Origin of the sequence: Streptomyces sp. NPDC005761, from assembly GCF_040630635.1 — a bacterium.
Taxonomy (GTDB): domain Bacteria; phylum Actinomycetota; class Actinomycetes; order Streptomycetales; family Streptomycetaceae; genus Streptomyces.
In genome coordinates this window covers 387,958-405,613 of record NZ_JBEXXX010000001.1, presented here as the reverse complement: position 1 = coordinate 405,613, position 17,656 = coordinate 387,958, and the positions used below count along the sequence as shown (strand labels likewise).

The following is a 17,656-nucleotide window of genomic DNA, read 5'->3' as shown; positions in this document are numbered from 1 at the left end:
CGAGCACGGCAACTGCCGTGCCTCGCGCCCTGCGTCGCCCGACGGGGCCTGGGGGGAACAACGATGATGGACTTCGCCATCGAGCACGCATCGGGGCTGCTTTCTCTTCACAAGGCCTACATATGGCCTCGCGAGATTGCCCTATACACCGACACGAGATCTACCAATTCCCGGCTGATCTTATGCGATGTTTATCTCATCGCGTGCTTTCTGCCAGTTCGCCTGCTACCGAACGGCCTTGACTGCTCGTCGGACGGCGTCTGCGGCCTCGTCCGGCACCTCGTCCCCCGGCGCTATCACCGTGAGGTTGCCGGCTTCCGCGCCGCGCTCCCCCGCCCCGGATCCGACCACGACGAACCGCACCCGCGGATGGCCGGCCGCCGCCTTCCGCACCGTCTCCGTCTGGGCCGGACCGGTGGCCAGCACGACCTCGCAGTCCCGCTGGATCAGCCCGTTCAGGTGCGGCAGCGCGTTCGCAGCCGTCTGCTCGCCCATGACCGGGACATGAGTGACCCGGGCCCGTGTGTCACCGGAGGCCGCCTCCATGCCCTGCCAGACAGCGGCGGCGGGGGTGCCCGCCGCGATGCCGTCCTCGCCGGTGAGCAGACACGCGTCGACGTCCTGGTACTGGCGCGCCCTGGCATCGGGTGGGCCCGAGGCTTCGTCGTCGCCGCCGAACACCCACGCGGCGACAAGGGCACAGACGACCAGCAGCACTCCGCCGCCCGCCCACGCTCCACGACGCCCGCGCAGCAGCGCTGCCGTGCGCTCGAGGAGCACGCGCACACGCGGCATCCGGCGCTGCGGCGCGGGAGCCCTGCCCCGCCAGGTCCGCCGCGTCCTCATGCCGCGCCGCCCGCGTCGGCACGGCGCATCCGCCAGGGAGGCCCGGCGAACAGGGCGTGCGCTGCGGCCCCCAGAGTGGTGACCAGCACCAGCAGCAGATCCGCCGCGAACTCCGCCCCCCGCGTCTCCTCCGGGGTCAGTGCCGCCCAGATCACCCAGGCCACGTTGGCGGCCGCGAAACCGGCGAACGCCGCCCAGTCGACGGCCCGCCGCTGCCGTGCGGCAATGGCGAGAGAGGGCACGAAGGACAGCATGCCCAGCGTCACCACGGGCACCGCGGCCAGCAGGACGCGGGGCGTCACGGTCATCACCGTCGCAAGCGGCGAACGCAGGCCTGCCTCGACGGCGTGGGGCACAGCAGGCTTCACGCTTTGTTCCTTAAGGGAGCGACACGGGCGGCCCGGCATGGAGCGGCTCGGACCGTTCGCACAGACGCCCGATGGATTCGGACGCCGTAGAGTACACCGCTCCTCCACGGGTCCGGTGCAGGGCCTCCCCCAGGGTGCGCCCGCCCACCGCACGGCCGACCGTCTCGCATCTCCGGGTACGGCCTTCCCGTCGGCTGCGGTCGCCGGACGTCCGCAGTCAGCGGGTCCCCGGCCAGGCCGCCAGGGCCAGCTCGGCGACCTCTGCGAGTTCGGCGGCGTCGGCGCCGTCGCAGGACCGCTGCGACATGCCCTGAATGACCGTTGCGAAGTATCCGGCCAGGGCCTGCGGGTTCACCTCGGCAGGCAGTTCGCCCGACTGCTGGGCGGCCCGCAGCCGCGCCTCCCAGACCACGAGGTTGGCATTGCGCAGCTCCTTGAGGAAGGCGCCCACCCCGGCGTCCTGCGCGGCGACGTTGGTCGCGGCCCTGATCGTCAGACACCCCGCCGGGTGGGAGGAGTCCGCGTAGGTCCGCGCCGCCTCCCGCAGGATCCGCGCGAACGCGCCGTAGGCCGTGGGCTCCTCCAGCGCCCTGCCCATGAAGGACCCGGCCGGCGTCCTCCCGTACGCGGCGACCGACTCCTCGAAGAGCGACCGCTTGTCGCCGAACGCGGCGTAGAGACTGGCGGGCCTGATGCCCATCGCCTCCGTCAGTTCTCCGATGGAGGTCGCGCCGTATCCGCGCTCCCAGAACAGCCGGACGGCGGCCGCGAGCGCCGCGTCCCGGTCGAAGGAACGCGGGCGGCCGCGCGTCGCACCTGTCTCACCCATGTCCACATTCTAGAGCGCCCGCTCAACAAGTCGTGCTACGTTCTTTTTTGAGCGATCACTCAACAAAAGGTGGGGGCAACAGCCATGGGTACGAACGGACTTGAGGGCAAGGTCGCACTGGTCACCGGCGGCAGCCGGGGCATCGGCCGAGGCATCGCGGAACGGCTGGGCCGGGACGGAGCGGTCGTGGCCGTCGCCTACGCCCGCGACACGGCGGCGGCGGACGAGGTCGTCGAGGTCATCCGCAAGAACGGCGGCGCGGCGTTCGCGATCCGCGCCGAGCTGGGCACCCACGGCGACGCGGCCGCCCTGTGGGACGCGTTCGACGCGCAGATCACCGAACACACACGGGGCGGCGGAGTGGACGTCATCGTGAACAACGCCGCCGCCGGGCTCTTCTCCGACCTGAGCTCCCTCACGGAGGAGGCCTTCGACGAGGTCTACGCCGTCAACGTACGGGCACCGTTCTTCATCGTCCGGCACGGGCTCGAACGGCTGCACGACGGCGGCCGGATCATCAACATCTCCAGCGGCGCGGCCCGGGTCGCCATGCCCGAGATCATCGCCTACAGCGCGACGAAGGGCGCCTTGGACAACTTCACGCTGACCCTCGCCAAGGAGCTGGGCCCGCGCGGCATCACGGTCAACTCGGTGGCCCCGGGCATCATCGACACCGACATCAACGCGGACTGGCTGCGCGGCAACCCCGAGGCCGAGGCGCAGGCCGCCTCACTGGCCGCGCTGGGGCGGGTCGGGCGGCCGGAGGACATCGCGGGCATCGTGGCGTTCCTCGCCTCGGACGACGCCCGCTGGGTGACCGGCAGGGTGATCGACGCGACCGGTGGCTCAGGCCTCTGACCGGCCGGGCCGACGCGCCCGACCGGCGGGACGGGGCCGGTCATACCTTCGGGCGGGGCCGGTCGCGCCTTGCGACGGAGCCGGCCCCGCCTCGGAGGGGGGCCGGTCAGCCGCCGCACAGCTCCAGCATGACCTTCTTGTCCGCGGTGGTGACCGGGAGTTCGTACTTCAGCGAGACCTGGGCGAACCGCAGCGCATACGAGCAGCGCACCGGCTTGTACGGCGGCAGCCAGGACGCCGGGCCCGAATCGCGCTTGGCGTTGTTCGCCGGGCCGTCGACCGGGAGGAGGTTGAGCGGGTCGTTGGCGATCTGCTGCCTCTTGGATTCGTTCCAGCGGGCGGCACCCATCTGCCAGTCGTACGACAGCGGCATGACGTGGTCGATCTGGACCTTGGTGGCCTGCTGCTTGCGCCACTCGATGGACGAGCCGGTGTACGGGTCCATGAGCGTCATGGCGACGACCACACAGTCCGATCCCGACCGCAGCGCGACATCCTTGCCATCGCGGGCCAGCAAGTCGTTCCGCGTGTCACAGCCGTTCCGCGAGAGCGGGATGCCGTCGACCGAGTCCTTCCAGGCGTATCCGAACTCGTCCCGATCGTATCCGGTCTTGGGACCGCGCCCCTTGGTCGCCACCTTGTCGATGACCTTCCGGGCGGCTGCCCGGTCCGCATCCGAGGTGAGGGGGGCGAGGCCCGGCTTCGTACCGTCCGGGTTGTCCAGCGGGCTGGCGCCGAAACCGGTGGCGGACCCGCCACCGCCGTTCGCGCTGCTGCTCGACCGGCCGGTACCGGAAGTCACCTGGTCGGGGTCGCAGCCGGCCAGGGCCAGTACCGCCACCACGCCCAGAGCGGGCACGATCACTCGACAATCGCGGGGAGATATCACTCGTAGCCGTCCTGACGGGGAGAAAGCCGAACCAACCCGGGAATCCTACGGATGTCTTCCCCGCCGGGCCGCGTTCATGGCATCCCTTCGCTCCGGATGCGGCCCGGATCACACCTTGCCGATGCCCAGCGTCGTCTCCGAGGGCAGCAGCCCGGAGCCGATCACCGCCACCCACAACGGCCCCAGCAACTCCACGAGCCGCTCCCGCTCCTCGTCACCCAGCACCCGCCACGGCGCCGCCGCCGCCTCGTCGGTGCGCCGTTCGACCTCGGCGCGCAGCGCCCTGCCCGCGTCCGTCGCGGCCCCGTCGTCCGCCAACAGGCCGCGCTTCAGCAGGCGTTCGCGGGCCTGCGACCACTCCTCGCCGCTCCAGCGGCGACTCGCGAACACCTCCGGGCGCGCCGCGCCGATGGCGGCGAACGAGACCAGCGCCTCGACCGGGTCGAGCTCCGCGTCGGCGAGCGCGGCGAGATGGCCGTCGCCGCGGTGCTCGCGCAGGACGGTCGCCGCCTGCCAGAGCGCGAGGTGCGGTTCGTCCGGCCAGGGCAGTGCGGCGTTGGCTGCGGCGAGCGGGCGGCCCGTCGTGTCGGCGGCTTCCGCGACGCGGCGTACGAGCGCGGCGGCCTCGGCCGTCCCCGGAGCGGTGACCGCCTCCCCCAGCAGCGTGCGGTACGCACGGTCGACGGCCCGCCCCCGGGCGGCGAGCACGGCGCCGGGCGGGGCGACGGACCAGACGGCGGGGACGTACTCGTCCACCATCGCCGGACTGAAGCTGTAGAAGGTCTCCGTGACCCGGCCGGCCCCCGCTTCCCCGAGCGGCGCCGCCCGCCACGCGAAGTAGCTCGGCCAGCGCTCCTCGACGGCGTACCCGAGTGCCGAGGCCTCCTCGAAGGCCTCCGGGGCGTAGTAGAGAACAGCGTGCAGGGGCTCCAGCAGGTGCCACATCTGCCGTACGCGACCCAACTCGTCGGACATGTCTCCGCCTTCCGCGACAGTGCCGATCTAGTCATCGACTAGATCGCCGTACCGCCAGGATGCACTCGCCCCGTCAACTTGTCAATGACTAGATCCTGCGTAGGGTGCTGTCCATGAGCAGCGACCGCACCTACCACCACGGCGACCTGCGGCGGGCCGTCCTCTCCGCCGCCCTCGACGTCATCCGCACCGAGGGCCCCGCCGCGCTGAGCCTGCGCGACCTGGCCCGCCGGGCCGGGGTCTCCCACGCCGCCCCCGCCCACCACTTCAAGGACCGCACGGGGCTGCTCACCGCCATCGCCACCGAGGGGTACGGCCTCTTCGCCGACGCCCTCGCCGACGCGCCGGACCTGCGGGAGCGGGGCGTGCGGTACGTGCGGTTCGCCGCCGAGCACCCGGCCCACTTCCAGGTGATGTTCCAGCCGGACCTCTACCGCACCGACGACGCCGAGCTGCTCGCGGCGAAGGAGCGGGCGTCGGTGGAGCTGCGCGCGGGCGTCACCACCCTCCCCTCCGGCGGCGGGGACGACGCCCGGCTCACCGGCGTGGCCGCCTGGTCCCTGGCCCACGGCTTCGCCACCCTGCTGCTCAGCGGCAATCTGAGCGGGGCGGTGGGCGACCGGGATCCGGAGGAGGTGTTCCGGGCACTCGCCACGCACCTGCTGTTCGCACCGGAGATCCCTGGCGGCGCATGACCGGCCGCGCCGAGGGGGTGCGGCCGGGCCGACGGGGCCACGCGGGGCCGCCGACCGGCGGCACGCCCCTCAGGACCCCAGGATCGTCGTGAGGAACTCCCCCGTCCACGACAGCAGTTCACGTCCCACGACCGGCTTGCCGCCGATCTTGCCGCCGGTGGGGCGCGGCACCAGGATCTGGTGCAGGGCGGGCTTGATGATCGTCTTCGGGTACAGCCGCTTCAGGCGCAGCTCCTGCGACTCGCGCAGTTCCACCGGCGCGAAGCGGATGTTCGGCCCCTGGAGCACGATGTCGCCGACGCCGCAGGCACGGGCCAGCATGCGCAGGCCCGCGACCAGGAGGAGGTTCTCGACCGGCTCCGGGAGCTTGCCGTACCGGTCGGTGAGCTCCTCGCGCACCGCCCTGATGTCGTCCTCCGAGGAGGCCGAGGCGATGGCGCGGTACGCCTGGAGGCGCAGCCGCTCGCCGGGGGCGTAGTCGTGCGGGACGTGCGCGTCGACCGGGAGCTCGATCTTGACCTCCAGCGGCGGCTCCTCCTCCACGCCGCCTTCGAGCGAGGCCCGGTAGTCGGCGACCGCCTCGCCGACCATGCGGACGTACAGGTCGAAGCCGACGCCCGCGATGTGGCCGGACTGCTCGCCGCCCAGGAGGTTGCCCGCGCCACGGATTTCGAGGTCCTTCATCGCCACGTACATGCCGGCACCCATCTCGGTGTGCTGGGCGATCGTGGCGAGGCGCTCGTGGGCCGTCTCGGTGAGCGGCTTCTCCGGCGGGTAGAGGAAGTAGGCGTAGCCGCGGTCGCGGCCACGGCCGACGCGGCCGCGCAGCTGGTGGAGCTGGGAGAGGCCGAAGTTGTCGCCGCGCTCCACGATCAGTGTGTTGGCGTTGGAGATGTCGATGCCGGACTCGACGATCGTGGTGGAGACCAGGACGTCGAACTTCTTCTCCCAGAAGTCCACCACCACCTGCTCCAGGGCCTGTTCGGACATCTGCCCGTGCGCGGTGGCGATCCGCGCCTCGGGGACGATCTCGCGCAGCCGGGCTGCGGCCCGGTCGATCGACTCGACGCGGTTGTGGATGTAGAACGCCTGGCCCTCGCGGAGCAGTTCGCGGCGGATGGCGGCGCCGATCTGCTTCTCCTCGTACGGTCCGACGAAGGTGAGGACCGGGTGGCGCTCCTCGGGCGGGGTGGTGATCGTCGACATCTCGCGGATGCCGGTCACCGCCATTTCGAGCGTACGGGGGATGGGCGTCGCGGACATGGTGAGGACGTCCACGTTGGCTCGGAGCTTCTTCAGCTGCTCCTTGTGTTCCACGCCGAAGCGCTGTTCCTCGTCGACGATGACCAGGCCCAGGTCCTTGAACTTCGTCTCGGAGGAGAAGAGCCGGTGGGTGCCGATGACCAGGTCGACGGAGCCCTCGCGGAGTCCTTCCAGCGTCGCCTTCGACTCGGACTCCGACTGGAAACGGCTCAGCGCCCGTACGTTGACGGGGAACTGCGAGTAGCGCTCGGTGAAGGTGCCGTAGTGCTGCTGGACGAGGAGGGTGGTGGGGACGAGGACGGCGACCTGCTTGCCGTCCTGGACCGCCTTGAAGGCCGCCCTGACCGCGATCTCCGTCTTGCCGTAGCCGACGTCGCCGCAGATCAGCCGGTCCATGGGGACGGACTTCTCCATGTCCTCCTTGACCTCGGCGATGGTGGTGAGCTGGTCGGGCGTCTCCGCGTACGGGAAGGCGTCCTCCAGTTCGCGCTGCCACGGGGTGTCCGGGCCGAAGACGTGGCCGGGGGCCGCCATCCGGGCCGAGTAGAGCTTGATCAGGTCGGCGGCGATCTCCTTGACGGCCTTCTTGGCGCGCGCCTTCGTCTTCGTCCAGTCGGCCCCGCCGAGGCGGTGCAGGGTCGGGGCCTCGCCGCCGACGTACTTGGTGACCTGCTCCAGCTGGTCGGTCGGGATGTAGAGCCGGTCGCCGGGCTGTCCGCGCTTGGCGGGGGCGTACTCGACGAGGAGGTACTCGCGGGTGGCACCCTGCACCGTGCGCTGCACCATCTCGATGTAGCGGCCCACGCCGTGCTGCTCGTGGACGATGTAGTCGCCCGTCTCCAGTGTCAGCGGGTCGATGGTCTTGCGGCGGCGGGCCGGCATCCGGCCCAGGTCCTTGGTGGCGGTGCGCTGACCGGTCAGGTCCGTCTCGGTGAGGACGGCGAGCCTGAGCTCGGAGTCGACGAAGCCGTGGTCGATGGCGCCGCGGGAGACATGGACGAGGGAGGGGCCGATCTCGGCGAGGTCCGCGTCCAGCCGGGCCGGGATGCCTTCGCCGCTCAGCACCTCGACGGTGCGGGCGGCGAGTCCCTGGCCCTCGGTGACGTACACCGTGCGCCAGCCGTCGGCCAGCCAGCCCTTGGTGTCGGCGAGTGCGCGGGCGGTGTCGCCGCGGTACGCCTCCGGAGCGTGCATCCGGAGCTTGAGGGTGTCCTCGTCCAGTTCCTCGTCGGCGGCGAACGGGGAGACGGACCACCACATCATGTTCAGCTCGCGGGCCCGGTCGCGTACGTCCGCGATGCCGCGCAGCGAGGCCGCGCCGACGTCGATGGGGGCCTCGCCGCCGCCCGCGGTGGCCGCCCAGGACGCCTCCAGGAACTCCTGGCTGGTGGCGACCAGGTCCGCGGCCCGGGTACGGACCCGTTCGGGGTCGCACACGACGGCCATGGACCCCTCGGGGAGCACGTCGATCAGCAGTTCCATGTCGTCGACGAGGACCGGGGCCAGGGACTCCATGCCCTCGACCGCGATGCCCTCGGCGATCTTGTTGAGGAGTTCGCCCAGCTCGGGGTGGGCCTCGGCGAGCGCGGCGGCCCGCTCGCGGACCTCGTCGGTCAGCAGCAGCTCGCGGCAGGGCGGCGCCCACAGCCCGTGCTCGGCGATCTCCAGCGATCGCTGGTCGGCGATCTTGAAGTAGCGGATCTCCTCGACGTCGTCGCCCCAGAACTCCACCCGCAGGGGGTGCTCCTCGGTGGGCGGGAAAACGTCCAGGATGCCCCCGCGTACGGCGAACTCGCCGCGCTTCTCGACCAGTTCGACCCGTGAGTACGCCGCTGCCGCGAGCGCCTCCACGGTCCTGCCGAGATCCGCGCTCTGCCCGATCCGCAGCGCCACGGGCTCCAGGTCGCCGAGCCCCTTGACCTGCGGCTGGAGCACGGAACGGATCGGTGCGACGACGACGGAGACCGGCCCGGTCTCCGGGTCGTCCTGCCTCGGGTGCGCGAGACGCCGCAGTACGGCCAGGCGGCGGCCCACGGTGTCGGAGCGGGGGGAGAGCCGCTCGTGCGGCAAGGTCTCCCAGGACGGGTACTCCGCGATCGTGTCCGGCGGCAGCAGCGTGCGCAGCGCGGCCGCGAGGTCCTCGGCCTCGCGGCCGGTCGCGGTGACGGCGAGCACGGTCCGCCCCGCGTCCCGCGCGAGCGCCGCCACGGCGAAGGGCCGCGCGGCGGGCGGGCCCACCAGGTCGATGTGCATCCGGTGCCCGTCTCCGGCGGCCTTCACCGCTTCGTCGAGCGCGGGATCACGTACGACGACATCCAGCAGACCGTGCAGGCTCATGAAGGGCTTCCGTCCGGGTAACGAGGGCAGAGGTCTGACAGCCGGCTGCTGCCAGGGGCAACGCGAAGGGCCCGACACGTGGGACGGGCCGGGGTTCCAGCGTACGACTCCGGGGTGACAGCCGCGTCCGCAACGGGGCTGAGCGCCGCGCGGCGGGGGCCGGGCCTACAGAATCCGGACGGGGCCCTGACAGACGGATTCCGGCCCCGGGGCGTTTGGAGGAACGCCCCGGGGCCGGAATCGTCAGTCTATGCGGACCCTCTGTCTCACCCGTCCGTGGCGATGGCGTTCAGGACGTTCATCCGTCCCGCCCGGAAGGCCGGGACCAGCGCCGCGAAGAGTCCGACGAAGGCCGAGGCGACGAACACCGTGATGATGGTCGGCCACGGGATCTCCAGGACGCCGAGACCCTCCAGGGCCAGCAGCTTCTGGGCCGAGGTGCCCCAGCCCATGCCGAGGCCGAGGCCGAGCAGGGCTCCGAACAGGGCGATGACCACGGACTCCAGCCGGATCATGCGGCGCAGCTGGCGGCGGGAGAGGCCGATGGCGCGCATCAGGCCGATCTCGCGGGTCCGCTCGACGACGGAGAGGGCGAGCGTGTTCACGACCCCGAGCACCGCGACGATGATCGCCAGGGCGAGCAGACCGTAGACGATGTTCAGCAGCTGGCTGATCTGGTCCTTCAGCTCCTGCTTGAAGTCGGCCTGATTCTGCACCTTGTACTGCGGGTACTCGGCGAGCGAGCTCTTCAGGGCGGCGTAGGCCTCCTTCTCCTTGCCGTCCTGCGCCTTGGCGAACATGATCACGTTCTTGGGCATCTTGTCGGCGGGGACGTACTGCTCGGCGGTCGTGGTGTTCAGGTACATCGCGCCCTGGTCCACGGTCGTGTCGTCCGAGGTGATCGCGGCGACCTTCAGCTTCGCCGTCCCGCCCGCCTTGAAGGCGACCGCGATCGTGTCGCCCACCTCGATCCCGTGCTCGGTGGCGTACTCGTCACCGACCGACATGGCGTTCTTCCCGTACGCAGCGGACAGGTCACCGGCGACCGTCTTGCGCTGCAGGTCCTGCGGGTACGTCGGGTCGGCGGCGGTGACGTCCTCGTCCGACGTCGAACCGTCGGGGTTGGTGAGCTTCGCGCCGAGGGCCTTGTAGTTGGTGATGTGCTCGATGCCGGGTGCGGTCTCCAGGGCCTTCGCGGCCTGCGGCACGATCAGCTGGCCGGTCGACGACTGCACGATGAAGTCCGCGCCCACCGACCTGTCCAGCTCGTCCGTGGCCGAGGCGACCATGGAGGAGCCCACCACCGAGAGGCAGGCCACCAGGGCCAGGCCGATCATCAGCGCCGCACCGGTCGCACCGGTCCGGCGCGGGTTGCGCAGGGCGTTGCGCTCGGCCAGCCGGCCGACAGGGCCGAACAGCCGCAGGACGACGACACTGAGCGCCCGTACGACGACCCCGGCGAGCAGCGGGCCGATGACGATGAAGCCGATGAGGGTGAGGACCACGCCCAGGCCGAGGAAGAGCGAGCCCTCGCTCGCCTCGTCCGCCCGTGTCGTCGCCCAGAGGGCTGCCGCGCCGGCCCCGGTGAGGACCAGGCCGATTCCGGCCCGGATCCAGCCCGACTTGGCGTCCGCCGGCGTTCCGGCGTCGCGCAGGGCGGCCATCGGGGAGACCTTGCCGGCCCGGCGGGCCGGGATGTAGGCGGCTAGGACGGTGACGATGATGCCGAGCGCGAGTCCGACCACGGGGGTCGTCCAGGCCACGGTCAGGTCGCCGGTGGACAGCTCCATGCCGATGGCGCCCATGAGCTTCATCAGCCCGACCGCCAGGCCGACACCTGCGGCGACGCCGAGGATCGATCCGACGATGCCGAGGAGCACCGCTTCGAGCAGCACGGACCGGTTGACCTGCTTGCGGCTGGAGCCGATAGCCCGCATCAGGCCGATCTCACGGGTCCGCTGGGCGACCAGCATCGAGAAGGTGTTGACGATCAGGAAGATGCCGACGAGGAAGGCGATTCCGGCGAAGCCGAGCATCGCGTACTTCATCACGTCGAGGAAGTCGCCCATGGAGTCCTTGTTGGACTCCGCGGTCTCCTTCTGCGTCTGCACCTTGTACGCGGCCGAGCCGTCCAGCGCGGCGGTCACGCTCTGCTTCAACTGCGTGTCACTGACGCCGGGTTCGGCGGTGATGGAGATCTGCGTGAAGACGTCGGCGCTGCCGAGCAGCTTCTGCTGGGCGGTGGCGGTGTCGAGGTAGACGATGGCCGCGCCCGGGTTGGTGACCTTGAAGGTGGCGATGCCGCTGATGCGCGCCCTGACATCACCGGTGACCGCGATGGTGCGCAGCTCGTCACCGATCTTCAGATCGTGCTTGTCCGCGGTGTCGGCGTCGACCATGACCTCGGTCGGGCCGCGCGGGGCGTGCCCGGAGGTGATCTCCATGGAACGCAGGTCGTTGGTGGTCCAGTTGCCTGCGAGGGTCGGGGCGCCCGTGTCGGAACCCATGTTCTTGTTGTGGCTGTCGACGACCGTGACCGCCGAACTGGAGATGGCACCCTCGGCCTTCTTCACCCCGTCGGCCTTCTCGACCTGCGCGATGACGGAGGCGGGCAGCGACTGGGGCTTGCCGTTCTCAGGGGTGTCGTCGACCTTCGCCGTCTTCGGGCTGACGGTGACGTCGGCCGACGTCGCGGCGAAGAGCTTGTCGAACGTGGTGTTCATCGTGTCGGTGAAGACGAGCGTGCCGCACACGAACGCCACCGACAGCAGGACGGCGACGGCGGAGAGCGCCATGCGTCCCTTGTGCGCGAAGAAGTTGCGCATCGAGGTCTTCCAGACGGTCATGACGTCCGCCCGCGCGCGTCGAAGTCCTTCATGCGGTCCAGCACCTGGTCGGCCGTCGGGTTGAGCATCTCGTCGACGATGCGCCCGTCCGCGAGGTACAGCACCCGGTCGGCGTAGGAGGCGGCGACCGGGTCATGGGTGACCATGACGATGGTCTGGCCGAGCTCGTCGACGGACTTGCGCAGGAAGTTCAGCACCTCGGCGCCGGCCCGCGAGTCCAGGTTGCCGGTCGGCTCGTCGCCGAAGATGATCTCCGGCTGGGCGGCGAGCGCCCGGGCCACCGCGACACGCTGCTGCTGGCCGCCGGAGAGCTCGGTCGGCCGGTGCTTCAGCCGCTCGGCGAGACCGACGGTCTCCACGACCTGCCGCAGCCAGGCGGCGTCCGGCTTACGGCCCGCGATGTCCATCGGGAGCGTGATGTTCTCCAGCGCGTTGAGCGTCGGCAGGAGGTTGAACGCCTGGAAGATGAAGCCGATGCGGTCGCGCCGCAGCTGGGTGAGCTTCTTGTCCTTGAGGCCGGTGATCTCGGTCTCCGCGAGGTGGATCTGCCCCGAGGTCACGGTGTCCAGGCCGGCGAGGCAGTGCATCAGCGTCGACTTGCCGGAGCCGGACGGGCCCATGATGGCCGTGAACTGGCCGCGGGCGATGTCGACGTCGACGTGGTCGAGCGCGACGACCCGGGTCTCCCCGACCCCGTACGCCTTGACGACCTGCCGCGCTCGCGCAGCCACGGCCGTACGCCCTCCAGTGCCCCCGTGCCTGGGAATGGTTACAGCCGTTGTCACGGTTTTTCTCCTATGTCGGTCGGTGACGGGTAGTCGCCGTCTGCTGTGAAGTCTGGTCGTCGGAGGGGGTCGTGCGCGCTGGTGCCCAGCGCAGTCTTCGGGTGGGGTTTTCCCCACCCCGCCCCCTGTGGTCTGCCGCAATCCCGGTGCATGACCACGCTACGGAGCGTGCGGTGCCGGGCACGTCCTCCGCCGGGAGGAACGGTCCCTGGCCAGAAGTAAGGAGCTACCCCTAGGGGTCTGGCCCCGGGGGTGGACATGTCTCTCAGGGACTGCGCCCGTGGGTCCACACCGCTGGGTGGAGAGGCAGGGCCCGGCGTTACGGAAACGCCCTGCTGGCGGCCTTCAGCCGCGCGGTCCCGTACCCGGGGGCTGCGAGGTGCGCGGCCTCGGGGCCAGCGCCGCGCGCAGGGCGGGGGTGAGGACGGTGCGTGTCTGGGCCGGGGTGAGGGCAGCGGGGGTGGCGAGCGGGTTGAGGTAGCGGGTGTAGATGAGCCCGCCGAGGATCGTCACGACGGCGGTGGCGCGCGCGGTCGCGTCCCGGCCGCCGAGAAATTCAACGAGCCGGGCCAGCAGCTCGCGTTCCAGGTATTCGCGGATCACGTCGGCGGCCTCGTCGCCCTGCGCGGTCAGCCGGCGGAAGTCGGCGTCCTCCCACAGGTCCGTGACCGCGTCGACGAGTCTGCCGGGAAGCGTGGCCGGGTCACCGCCCAGGACCTCGTCCACCGCCAGCGCGTTGGCGCACTGGAACTGCATCACGTCTGCGAACAGGCCCTTCTTCGAGCCGAAGTGGTACGCGATCAGTGCCGGGTCGACTCCGGCGGCCCCGGCCACCGCGCGCAGGGTGGTGGCCCGGTAGCCGCGCTCCAGGAACAGCGCACGCGCCACCGGAACGATCGACTCCCGGGTCGGCGGATTACCGCGGGGCCGGCCTCGGGTGCGCGCGGGGGCGGGGTCGGCGTTATTCATCAGCGTTGAGCCTGCGTTTCGTGATCGGCACAGTCAAGGGCGTTCCGGCCACCACACGAAGGAATGACCGACATGCGCATCACCGTCTTCGGCGCCAACGGACCGACCGGCCGCCACCTCACCGAACAGGCTCTCGCCGCCGGCCACGAGGTCGTCGCCGTGACCCGCCGCCCCGGCTCCCTGCCGGCACGCCCCGGCCTCACCGCGGCCGTCGCCGACGCCACCGATCCGGCCGCCGTCGACGACGCGATCGGCGGCACGGACGCCGTCCTGTCGGCGCTGGGCACCCGCTTCAGCAAGGAGACCATCACGACGTACTCGGCGAGCGCCTCCGTCATCACCGACGCCATGGCCCGCCACGGCGTCAAGCGGATCCTCGCCATCAGCTCCAGCATCGCCGACCCTGCCTGGCGTCCCACCGGTGCGCACTTCTTCAACCACGTGCTCGACCCGCTGGTGAACCGCCGTCTCGGCCGCACCCTGCACGAGGACATGCGCCGCATGGAGGAGGTGATCCGCAAAACCGGCCTCGACTGGACCCTCGTGCGGCCCTCGGGCCTCTTCGAGCACCCCGTCGTCACGGACTACCGCACCGCGCCGGTCAGCGCCGACGGAGTCTTCACCGCCCGTGCCGACCTTGCCGCGAGCATGCTGCGCGAGCTGGAGGAGCGGCGCTATGTCCGTACGGCCATGGGCGTCGTCACCACCGCCGTGAAGCCGAACATCGCCAAGCTGATCTGGAACGAGGGCGTGAAGAAGAAGTGAGCCCGGCGGCCCTCGAACTCAGCGCGGACGCGCGGAAGTTCCTCGCCCTCCCCCGGACGGCCGCCTTCACCACACTGCGCCCGGACGGCACCCCGCACGTCACCCCCGTCCGCTTCACCTTCGACGCGGCCACCGGCCTGGCCCGGGTGACCACCAGAGCGGGCGCCCGCAAGGCGCGGAACGTGTCGGCGGGCGGTCCGGCGGCCCGTGTCGCGCTCTGCCAGGCGGACGGCTTCCGCTGGATCACCCTCGAAGGCCGGGCGGCGGTCGACGACGACCCCGTGCGCCTGGCCGAGGCGGTCGGCCGCTACACCGCCCGCTACCGCACGGCCCCGCCGGCCCCGCCGGACCTGGTCGTCGTCGAGGTCACCGTCGACCGCGTCATGCACCTCGGCCTGTGACCCGCACCGAACACAACCCCTGACCCGAAAGCGATGTGACACCGCGATGCCCACCGTTCCCGTCCTGGGCTCCACCCTCCACTACCGCGAGTCCGGCGACCCCGACGGCCTGCCGTTCGTCTTCCTCCACGGCAACCCCACGTCCTCCCACCTGTGGCGCGACGTACTGCCGGGTGTGGCCGCGCCCGGCCGCCGGCTGCTGGCCCCCGACCTCATCGGCATGGGCGAATCCGGAAAGCCGGAGCTCGACTACACCTTCGAGGACCACGCCCGCCACCTCGACGCCTGGTTCGACGCGCTCGGCCTGGCCGAGGCCGTACTGATCGGCCACGACTGGGGCGGTGCGCTGGCCTTCGACCGGGCCGCCCGCCTCCCGGGCACCGTCCGGGGCATCGCCTTCACCGAGACGATCGTCAAACCGCTGGTCGGCGAGGAATTCCCGGCGGCCGGACGGGAGTTGTTCACACTCCTGCGTACGCCGGGGGTGGGCGAGAGCATGATCCTGGACCAGTCGCTGTTCATCGAGAGACTCCCGGACACCTTGACCACCCCGCTCGCCCCCGCCGACCTCGACGTCTACCGCCGCCCCTTCCCGACCCCGGACAGCCGTCGTCCGATCCTGGCGTGGACGCGCATGATGCCGCTGGACGGCGAGCCCGCGGACGTCGTGGCGCGCGTCGAACGCTACGACGCCTGGCTCGCCGCGAGCCCGGACGTCCCGAAGCTGCTGGCCGCGTTCGAGCCCGGGCCGGGCGCCATGACCGACCGGGGGGCGGTGGCCTGGTGCGAGGAGAACATCGCGGGTCTCGAGGTCTCCCGCCACGGACCGGCCGGCCATCACTCCCCGGAGGACCGGCCCGAGGAGCTCGCCGCGGCCGTCGACGCGTGGGCCCGGCGCCACGGGCTGGTGGGCCCGCGGGCGTCCGGCTGACGCGCCGCCCTACTCGGGTACGACGTCGAGCCGCGCCAGCTCCGCCTCGCTCAGCTCGGTCTCCGCGGCCCGGACCGAGTCCTGGATCGACCCGGGCCGGCTGGCCCCCGGTACCGGGACGACCGCCGGGGAGCGGGCCAACAACCAGGCCAGGGCGATCCGTTGCGGACTCACCCCGCGCTCGGCCGCGACCTGGTGGAAGGCCGTTCCCGCAGAGGCCGGTCCCGGCCGGCCGTCGAGTGCGCTCCGGGAGATGCCTCCCAGGGGGCTCCACGGCAGGAAGGCGAGGCCCAGTCGCTCACTCAGACGGAGCTCCGGCTCGCCGGACCGCACGGCGGGCGAGTACTGGTTCTGTACGGAGACCAGCCCGTCACCCAGGATCGCGTGCGCCTCACCGATCTGGGCGGTGGTCACGTTGGAGATCCCGGCGGACCGGATCGTGCCGGCGTCGAGCAGCTCGCGCAGCGCGCCGACGGAGTCGGCCCACGGCACGGCGGGATCCGGCTTGTGCAGCTGGTAGAGGCCGATCGCCTCGACGCCCAGGCGCCCCGCGGAGGCCTCGGCGGCGCGCTTGAGGTGTTCGGGGGTGCCGGTGACCGTCCAACTGCCGTCCCCGGGCCGCCCGCGCCCGCCCTTGGTGGCGACCAGGACGTGGGAGGTGTCGCCGGGGTAGAGCCGCAGCGCGTGGGCGACGAGGAGTTCGTTGTGGCCACGCTCCCCCGCATGCCAGTGGTAGCTGTCGGCGGTGTCGATGAGCGTGACGCCCGCCTCGACGGCGGCGTGGACGGTGGCGACGGCCCGCTGCCCGTCCGGGCGGCCCTCGATGGAGAGCGGCATGGCGCCCAGGCCGATGGCGCCGACCGTGCGGGCCCCGATGGTGCGTCGTCTCATGGCGGATGCGCTCCTCAGGCCGCAGGGGCGGTGGACGCGGCGACGGATTCGGCGGCGGCGCGGGGCAGCCAGTCGGCGGCGCGGGAGAAGGCGTAACCGAGCTCCTTCGCCCGGGAGTTGCTCATGGCGTAGTGCCGGTCGAAGGAGAAGGGGCCGGCCGGTTCGCCCTCGGCCACGGTCCGGTACACGGGCTGCCGGCCCGATTCCGCGGCGAGGGCGGCGGCGAGGTCACGGACGTCGGTCAGGCCGTCGGAGCAGGCGTTCAGCGGGCCGGTGAACCCGGTGGCCGTCGCCGCCCACAGCAGCAGGTCCGCCAACTCCTCGTAGTGGATGAACACCGTGGGCAGCTCACGGGCGTGCACGGAGATCTCCGCCCCTCGGGCGAGGCGTTCGGTGTAGTACGCCAGCCGGCCGGTGAACTCCCGGGCGCCGCCGCCGAGTACATGGGCGCTGCGCACGGAGGCGAAGGCGAAGGCGCCGGCGCGGGTGAGGACGGCCTCGGCCTGCCGCTTGCCCTCGGCGTAGTGGGTGTCGCGATAGGCCTCGTCGTGCCAGGGCAGGTCCGTCCGCACCCGCCAGACGGCCGGGTCGACGTGCTCCTCCGGCACCGGGGTGTCCTGCGCGACGGCCGGCAGGGCGGCGGTCGCCGGGTCGTAGACCTCGATGGTGGACGTCATGACGTACCGCCGGGTGCGTCCGGAGAAGACGCGGACGGCGGTCTCGGCCTGCACCGGTGTGTAGCAGACCTGGTCGACGACCACGTCGAACGTGCGCGTTCCGAGGACGGCGAGGAGCGCGTCCTCGTCGTCGCGGTCGGCGACGAGGTGCTCGGCACCCGGGGGCGGCGGGGTGGAGCCGCGGTTGATCACCGTGACCTGATGGCCGGCCGCCTGCAGCCGCTGGACCAGGAGCTTTCCGAAGTACCGGCTACCGCCGATGACGCAGATCCTTTGCATGCCCCCATCCTGGAGACGTACCGTCACCAGCAGAAGTATTGGCTTGCTGGAT

The 17,656-nt window shown here is 71.5% G+C and carries 16 protein-coding genes; 5 read left to right on the top strand and 11 right to left on the bottom strand.

Going from position 1 to position 17,656, the window contains the following annotated elements:
• Positions 1–225: 225 nt before the first annotated feature.
• From ABZ434_RS01840 to ABZ434_RS01830, 3 genes are all read right to left on the bottom strand, one after another.
• On the bottom strand, positions 226–786 hold the full coding sequence (locus ABZ434_RS01840; protein WP_359131327.1) for a BMP family ABC transporter substrate-binding protein: 561 nt from the start codon (positions 784–786) through the stop codon (positions 226–228).
• A 56-nt stretch (positions 787–842) separates the two neighbouring features.
• Entirely contained in the window at positions 843–1,214 is a 372-nt protein-coding gene (locus tag ABZ434_RS01835) for a hypothetical protein (protein ID WP_359131326.1), read from the bottom strand.
• Positions 1,215–1,431: 217 nt separating this feature from the next.
• Complete coding sequence (locus ABZ434_RS01830; protein WP_359131324.1) at positions 1,432–2,043, bottom strand: TetR/AcrR family transcriptional regulator; 612 nt, start codon at positions 2,041–2,043, stop codon at positions 1,432–1,434.
• Between the two features lie 84 nt (positions 2,044–2,127).
• On the opposite strand from ABZ434_RS01830, the gene ABZ434_RS01825 reads away from it, so the two are divergent.
• On the top strand, positions 2,128–2,901 hold the full coding sequence (locus ABZ434_RS01825; RefSeq protein ID WP_359131323.1) for an SDR family oxidoreductase: 774 nt from the start codon (positions 2,128–2,130) through the stop codon (positions 2,899–2,901).
• A 106-nt stretch (positions 2,902–3,007) separates the two neighbouring features.
• On the opposite strand, the gene ABZ434_RS01820 is transcribed toward ABZ434_RS01825, so the two are convergent.
• Together ABZ434_RS01820 and ABZ434_RS01815 are read right to left on the bottom strand one after the other, a co-directional pair.
• Positions 3,008–3,766 carry an HNH endonuclease family protein gene (locus tag ABZ434_RS01820; protein WP_359131322.1) on the bottom strand — a complete coding sequence of 253 codons (759 nt, stop codon included), beginning with the start codon at positions 3,764–3,766 and terminating at the stop codon, positions 3,008–3,010.
• A 132-nt stretch (positions 3,767–3,898) separates the two neighbouring features.
• Complete coding sequence (locus ABZ434_RS01815) at positions 3,899–4,765, bottom strand: hypothetical protein (protein ID WP_359131321.1); 867 nt, start codon at positions 4,763–4,765, stop codon at positions 3,899–3,901.
• A 113-nt stretch (positions 4,766–4,878) separates the two neighbouring features.
• Between ABZ434_RS01815 and ABZ434_RS01810 the strand changes: the two genes are divergently transcribed.
• Positions 4,879–5,460, top strand: coding sequence for a TetR/AcrR family transcriptional regulator (locus ABZ434_RS01810; RefSeq protein WP_359131320.1), 582 nt, complete (start codon positions 4,879–4,881; stop codon positions 5,458–5,460).
• Positions 5,461–5,529: 69 nt separating this feature from the next.
• Here ABZ434_RS01810 and mfd read toward each other — a convergent pair whose 3' ends face one another.
• The 4 genes from mfd to ABZ434_RS01790 form a co-directional block, all read right to left on the bottom strand.
• Positions 5,530–9,060 (bottom strand): transcription-repair coupling factor, encoded by a 3,531-nt coding sequence (mfd, locus tag ABZ434_RS01805; RefSeq protein WP_359131319.1) that lies wholly within the window; start codon positions 9,058–9,060, stop codon positions 5,530–5,532.
• 266 nt (positions 9,061–9,326) lie between these two features.
• A complete protein-coding gene (locus ABZ434_RS01800) occupies positions 9,327–11,906 on the bottom strand; it encodes an FtsX-like permease family protein (RefSeq protein ID WP_359131316.1) in 2,580 nt (859 codons plus the stop codon).
• Positions 11,903–12,691 carry an ABC transporter ATP-binding protein gene (locus ABZ434_RS01795; RefSeq protein ID WP_148019058.1) on the bottom strand — a complete coding sequence of 263 codons (789 nt, stop codon included), beginning with the start codon at positions 12,689–12,691 and terminating at the stop codon, positions 11,903–11,905. Before ABZ434_RS01795 ends, ABZ434_RS01800 begins: the two co-directional genes overlap by 4 nt.
• A 345-nt stretch (positions 12,692–13,036) precedes the next feature.
• The gene (locus tag ABZ434_RS01790; protein WP_359131313.1) at positions 13,037–13,660 is read right to left on the bottom strand and encodes a TetR family transcriptional regulator; all 624 of its coding nucleotides are present in this window, start codon (positions 13,658–13,660) and stop codon (positions 13,037–13,039) included.
• Between the two features lie 72 nt (positions 13,661–13,732).
• Between ABZ434_RS01790 and ABZ434_RS01785 the strand changes: the two genes are divergently transcribed.
• Genes ABZ434_RS01785 through ABZ434_RS01775 form a run of 3 tightly spaced genes read left to right on the top strand, consistent with a single transcriptional unit; the run spans position 13,733 to position 15,757 of the window.
• Positions 13,733–14,425 carry an NAD(P)H-binding protein gene (locus ABZ434_RS01785; RefSeq protein ID WP_359131311.1) on the top strand — a complete coding sequence of 231 codons (693 nt, stop codon included), beginning with the start codon at positions 13,733–13,735 and terminating at the stop codon, positions 14,423–14,425.
• A complete protein-coding gene (locus tag ABZ434_RS01780; RefSeq protein WP_359131310.1) occupies positions 14,422–14,826 on the top strand; it encodes a TIGR03618 family F420-dependent PPOX class oxidoreductase in 405 nt (134 codons plus the stop codon). Before ABZ434_RS01785 ends, ABZ434_RS01780 begins: the two co-directional genes overlap by 4 nt.
• A 19-nt stretch (positions 14,827–14,845) precedes the next feature.
• Entirely contained in the window at positions 14,846–15,757 is a 912-nt protein-coding gene (locus ABZ434_RS01775) for a haloalkane dehalogenase (RefSeq protein ID WP_359131422.1), read from the top strand.
• A 9-nt stretch (positions 15,758–15,766) separates the two neighbouring features.
• On the opposite strand, the gene ABZ434_RS01770 is transcribed toward ABZ434_RS01775, so the two are convergent.
• Together ABZ434_RS01770 and ABZ434_RS01765 are read right to left on the bottom strand one after the other, a co-directional pair.
• Complete coding sequence (locus ABZ434_RS01770; protein WP_359131308.1) at positions 15,767–16,648, bottom strand: aldo/keto reductase; 882 nt, start codon at positions 16,646–16,648, stop codon at positions 15,767–15,769.
• A gap of 14 nt (positions 16,649–16,662) precedes the next feature.
• A complete protein-coding gene (locus ABZ434_RS01765) occupies positions 16,663–17,604 on the bottom strand; it encodes an NAD-dependent epimerase/dehydratase family protein (protein WP_359131306.1) in 942 nt (313 codons plus the stop codon).
• Between the last annotated feature and the right edge of the window lie 52 nt (positions 17,605–17,656).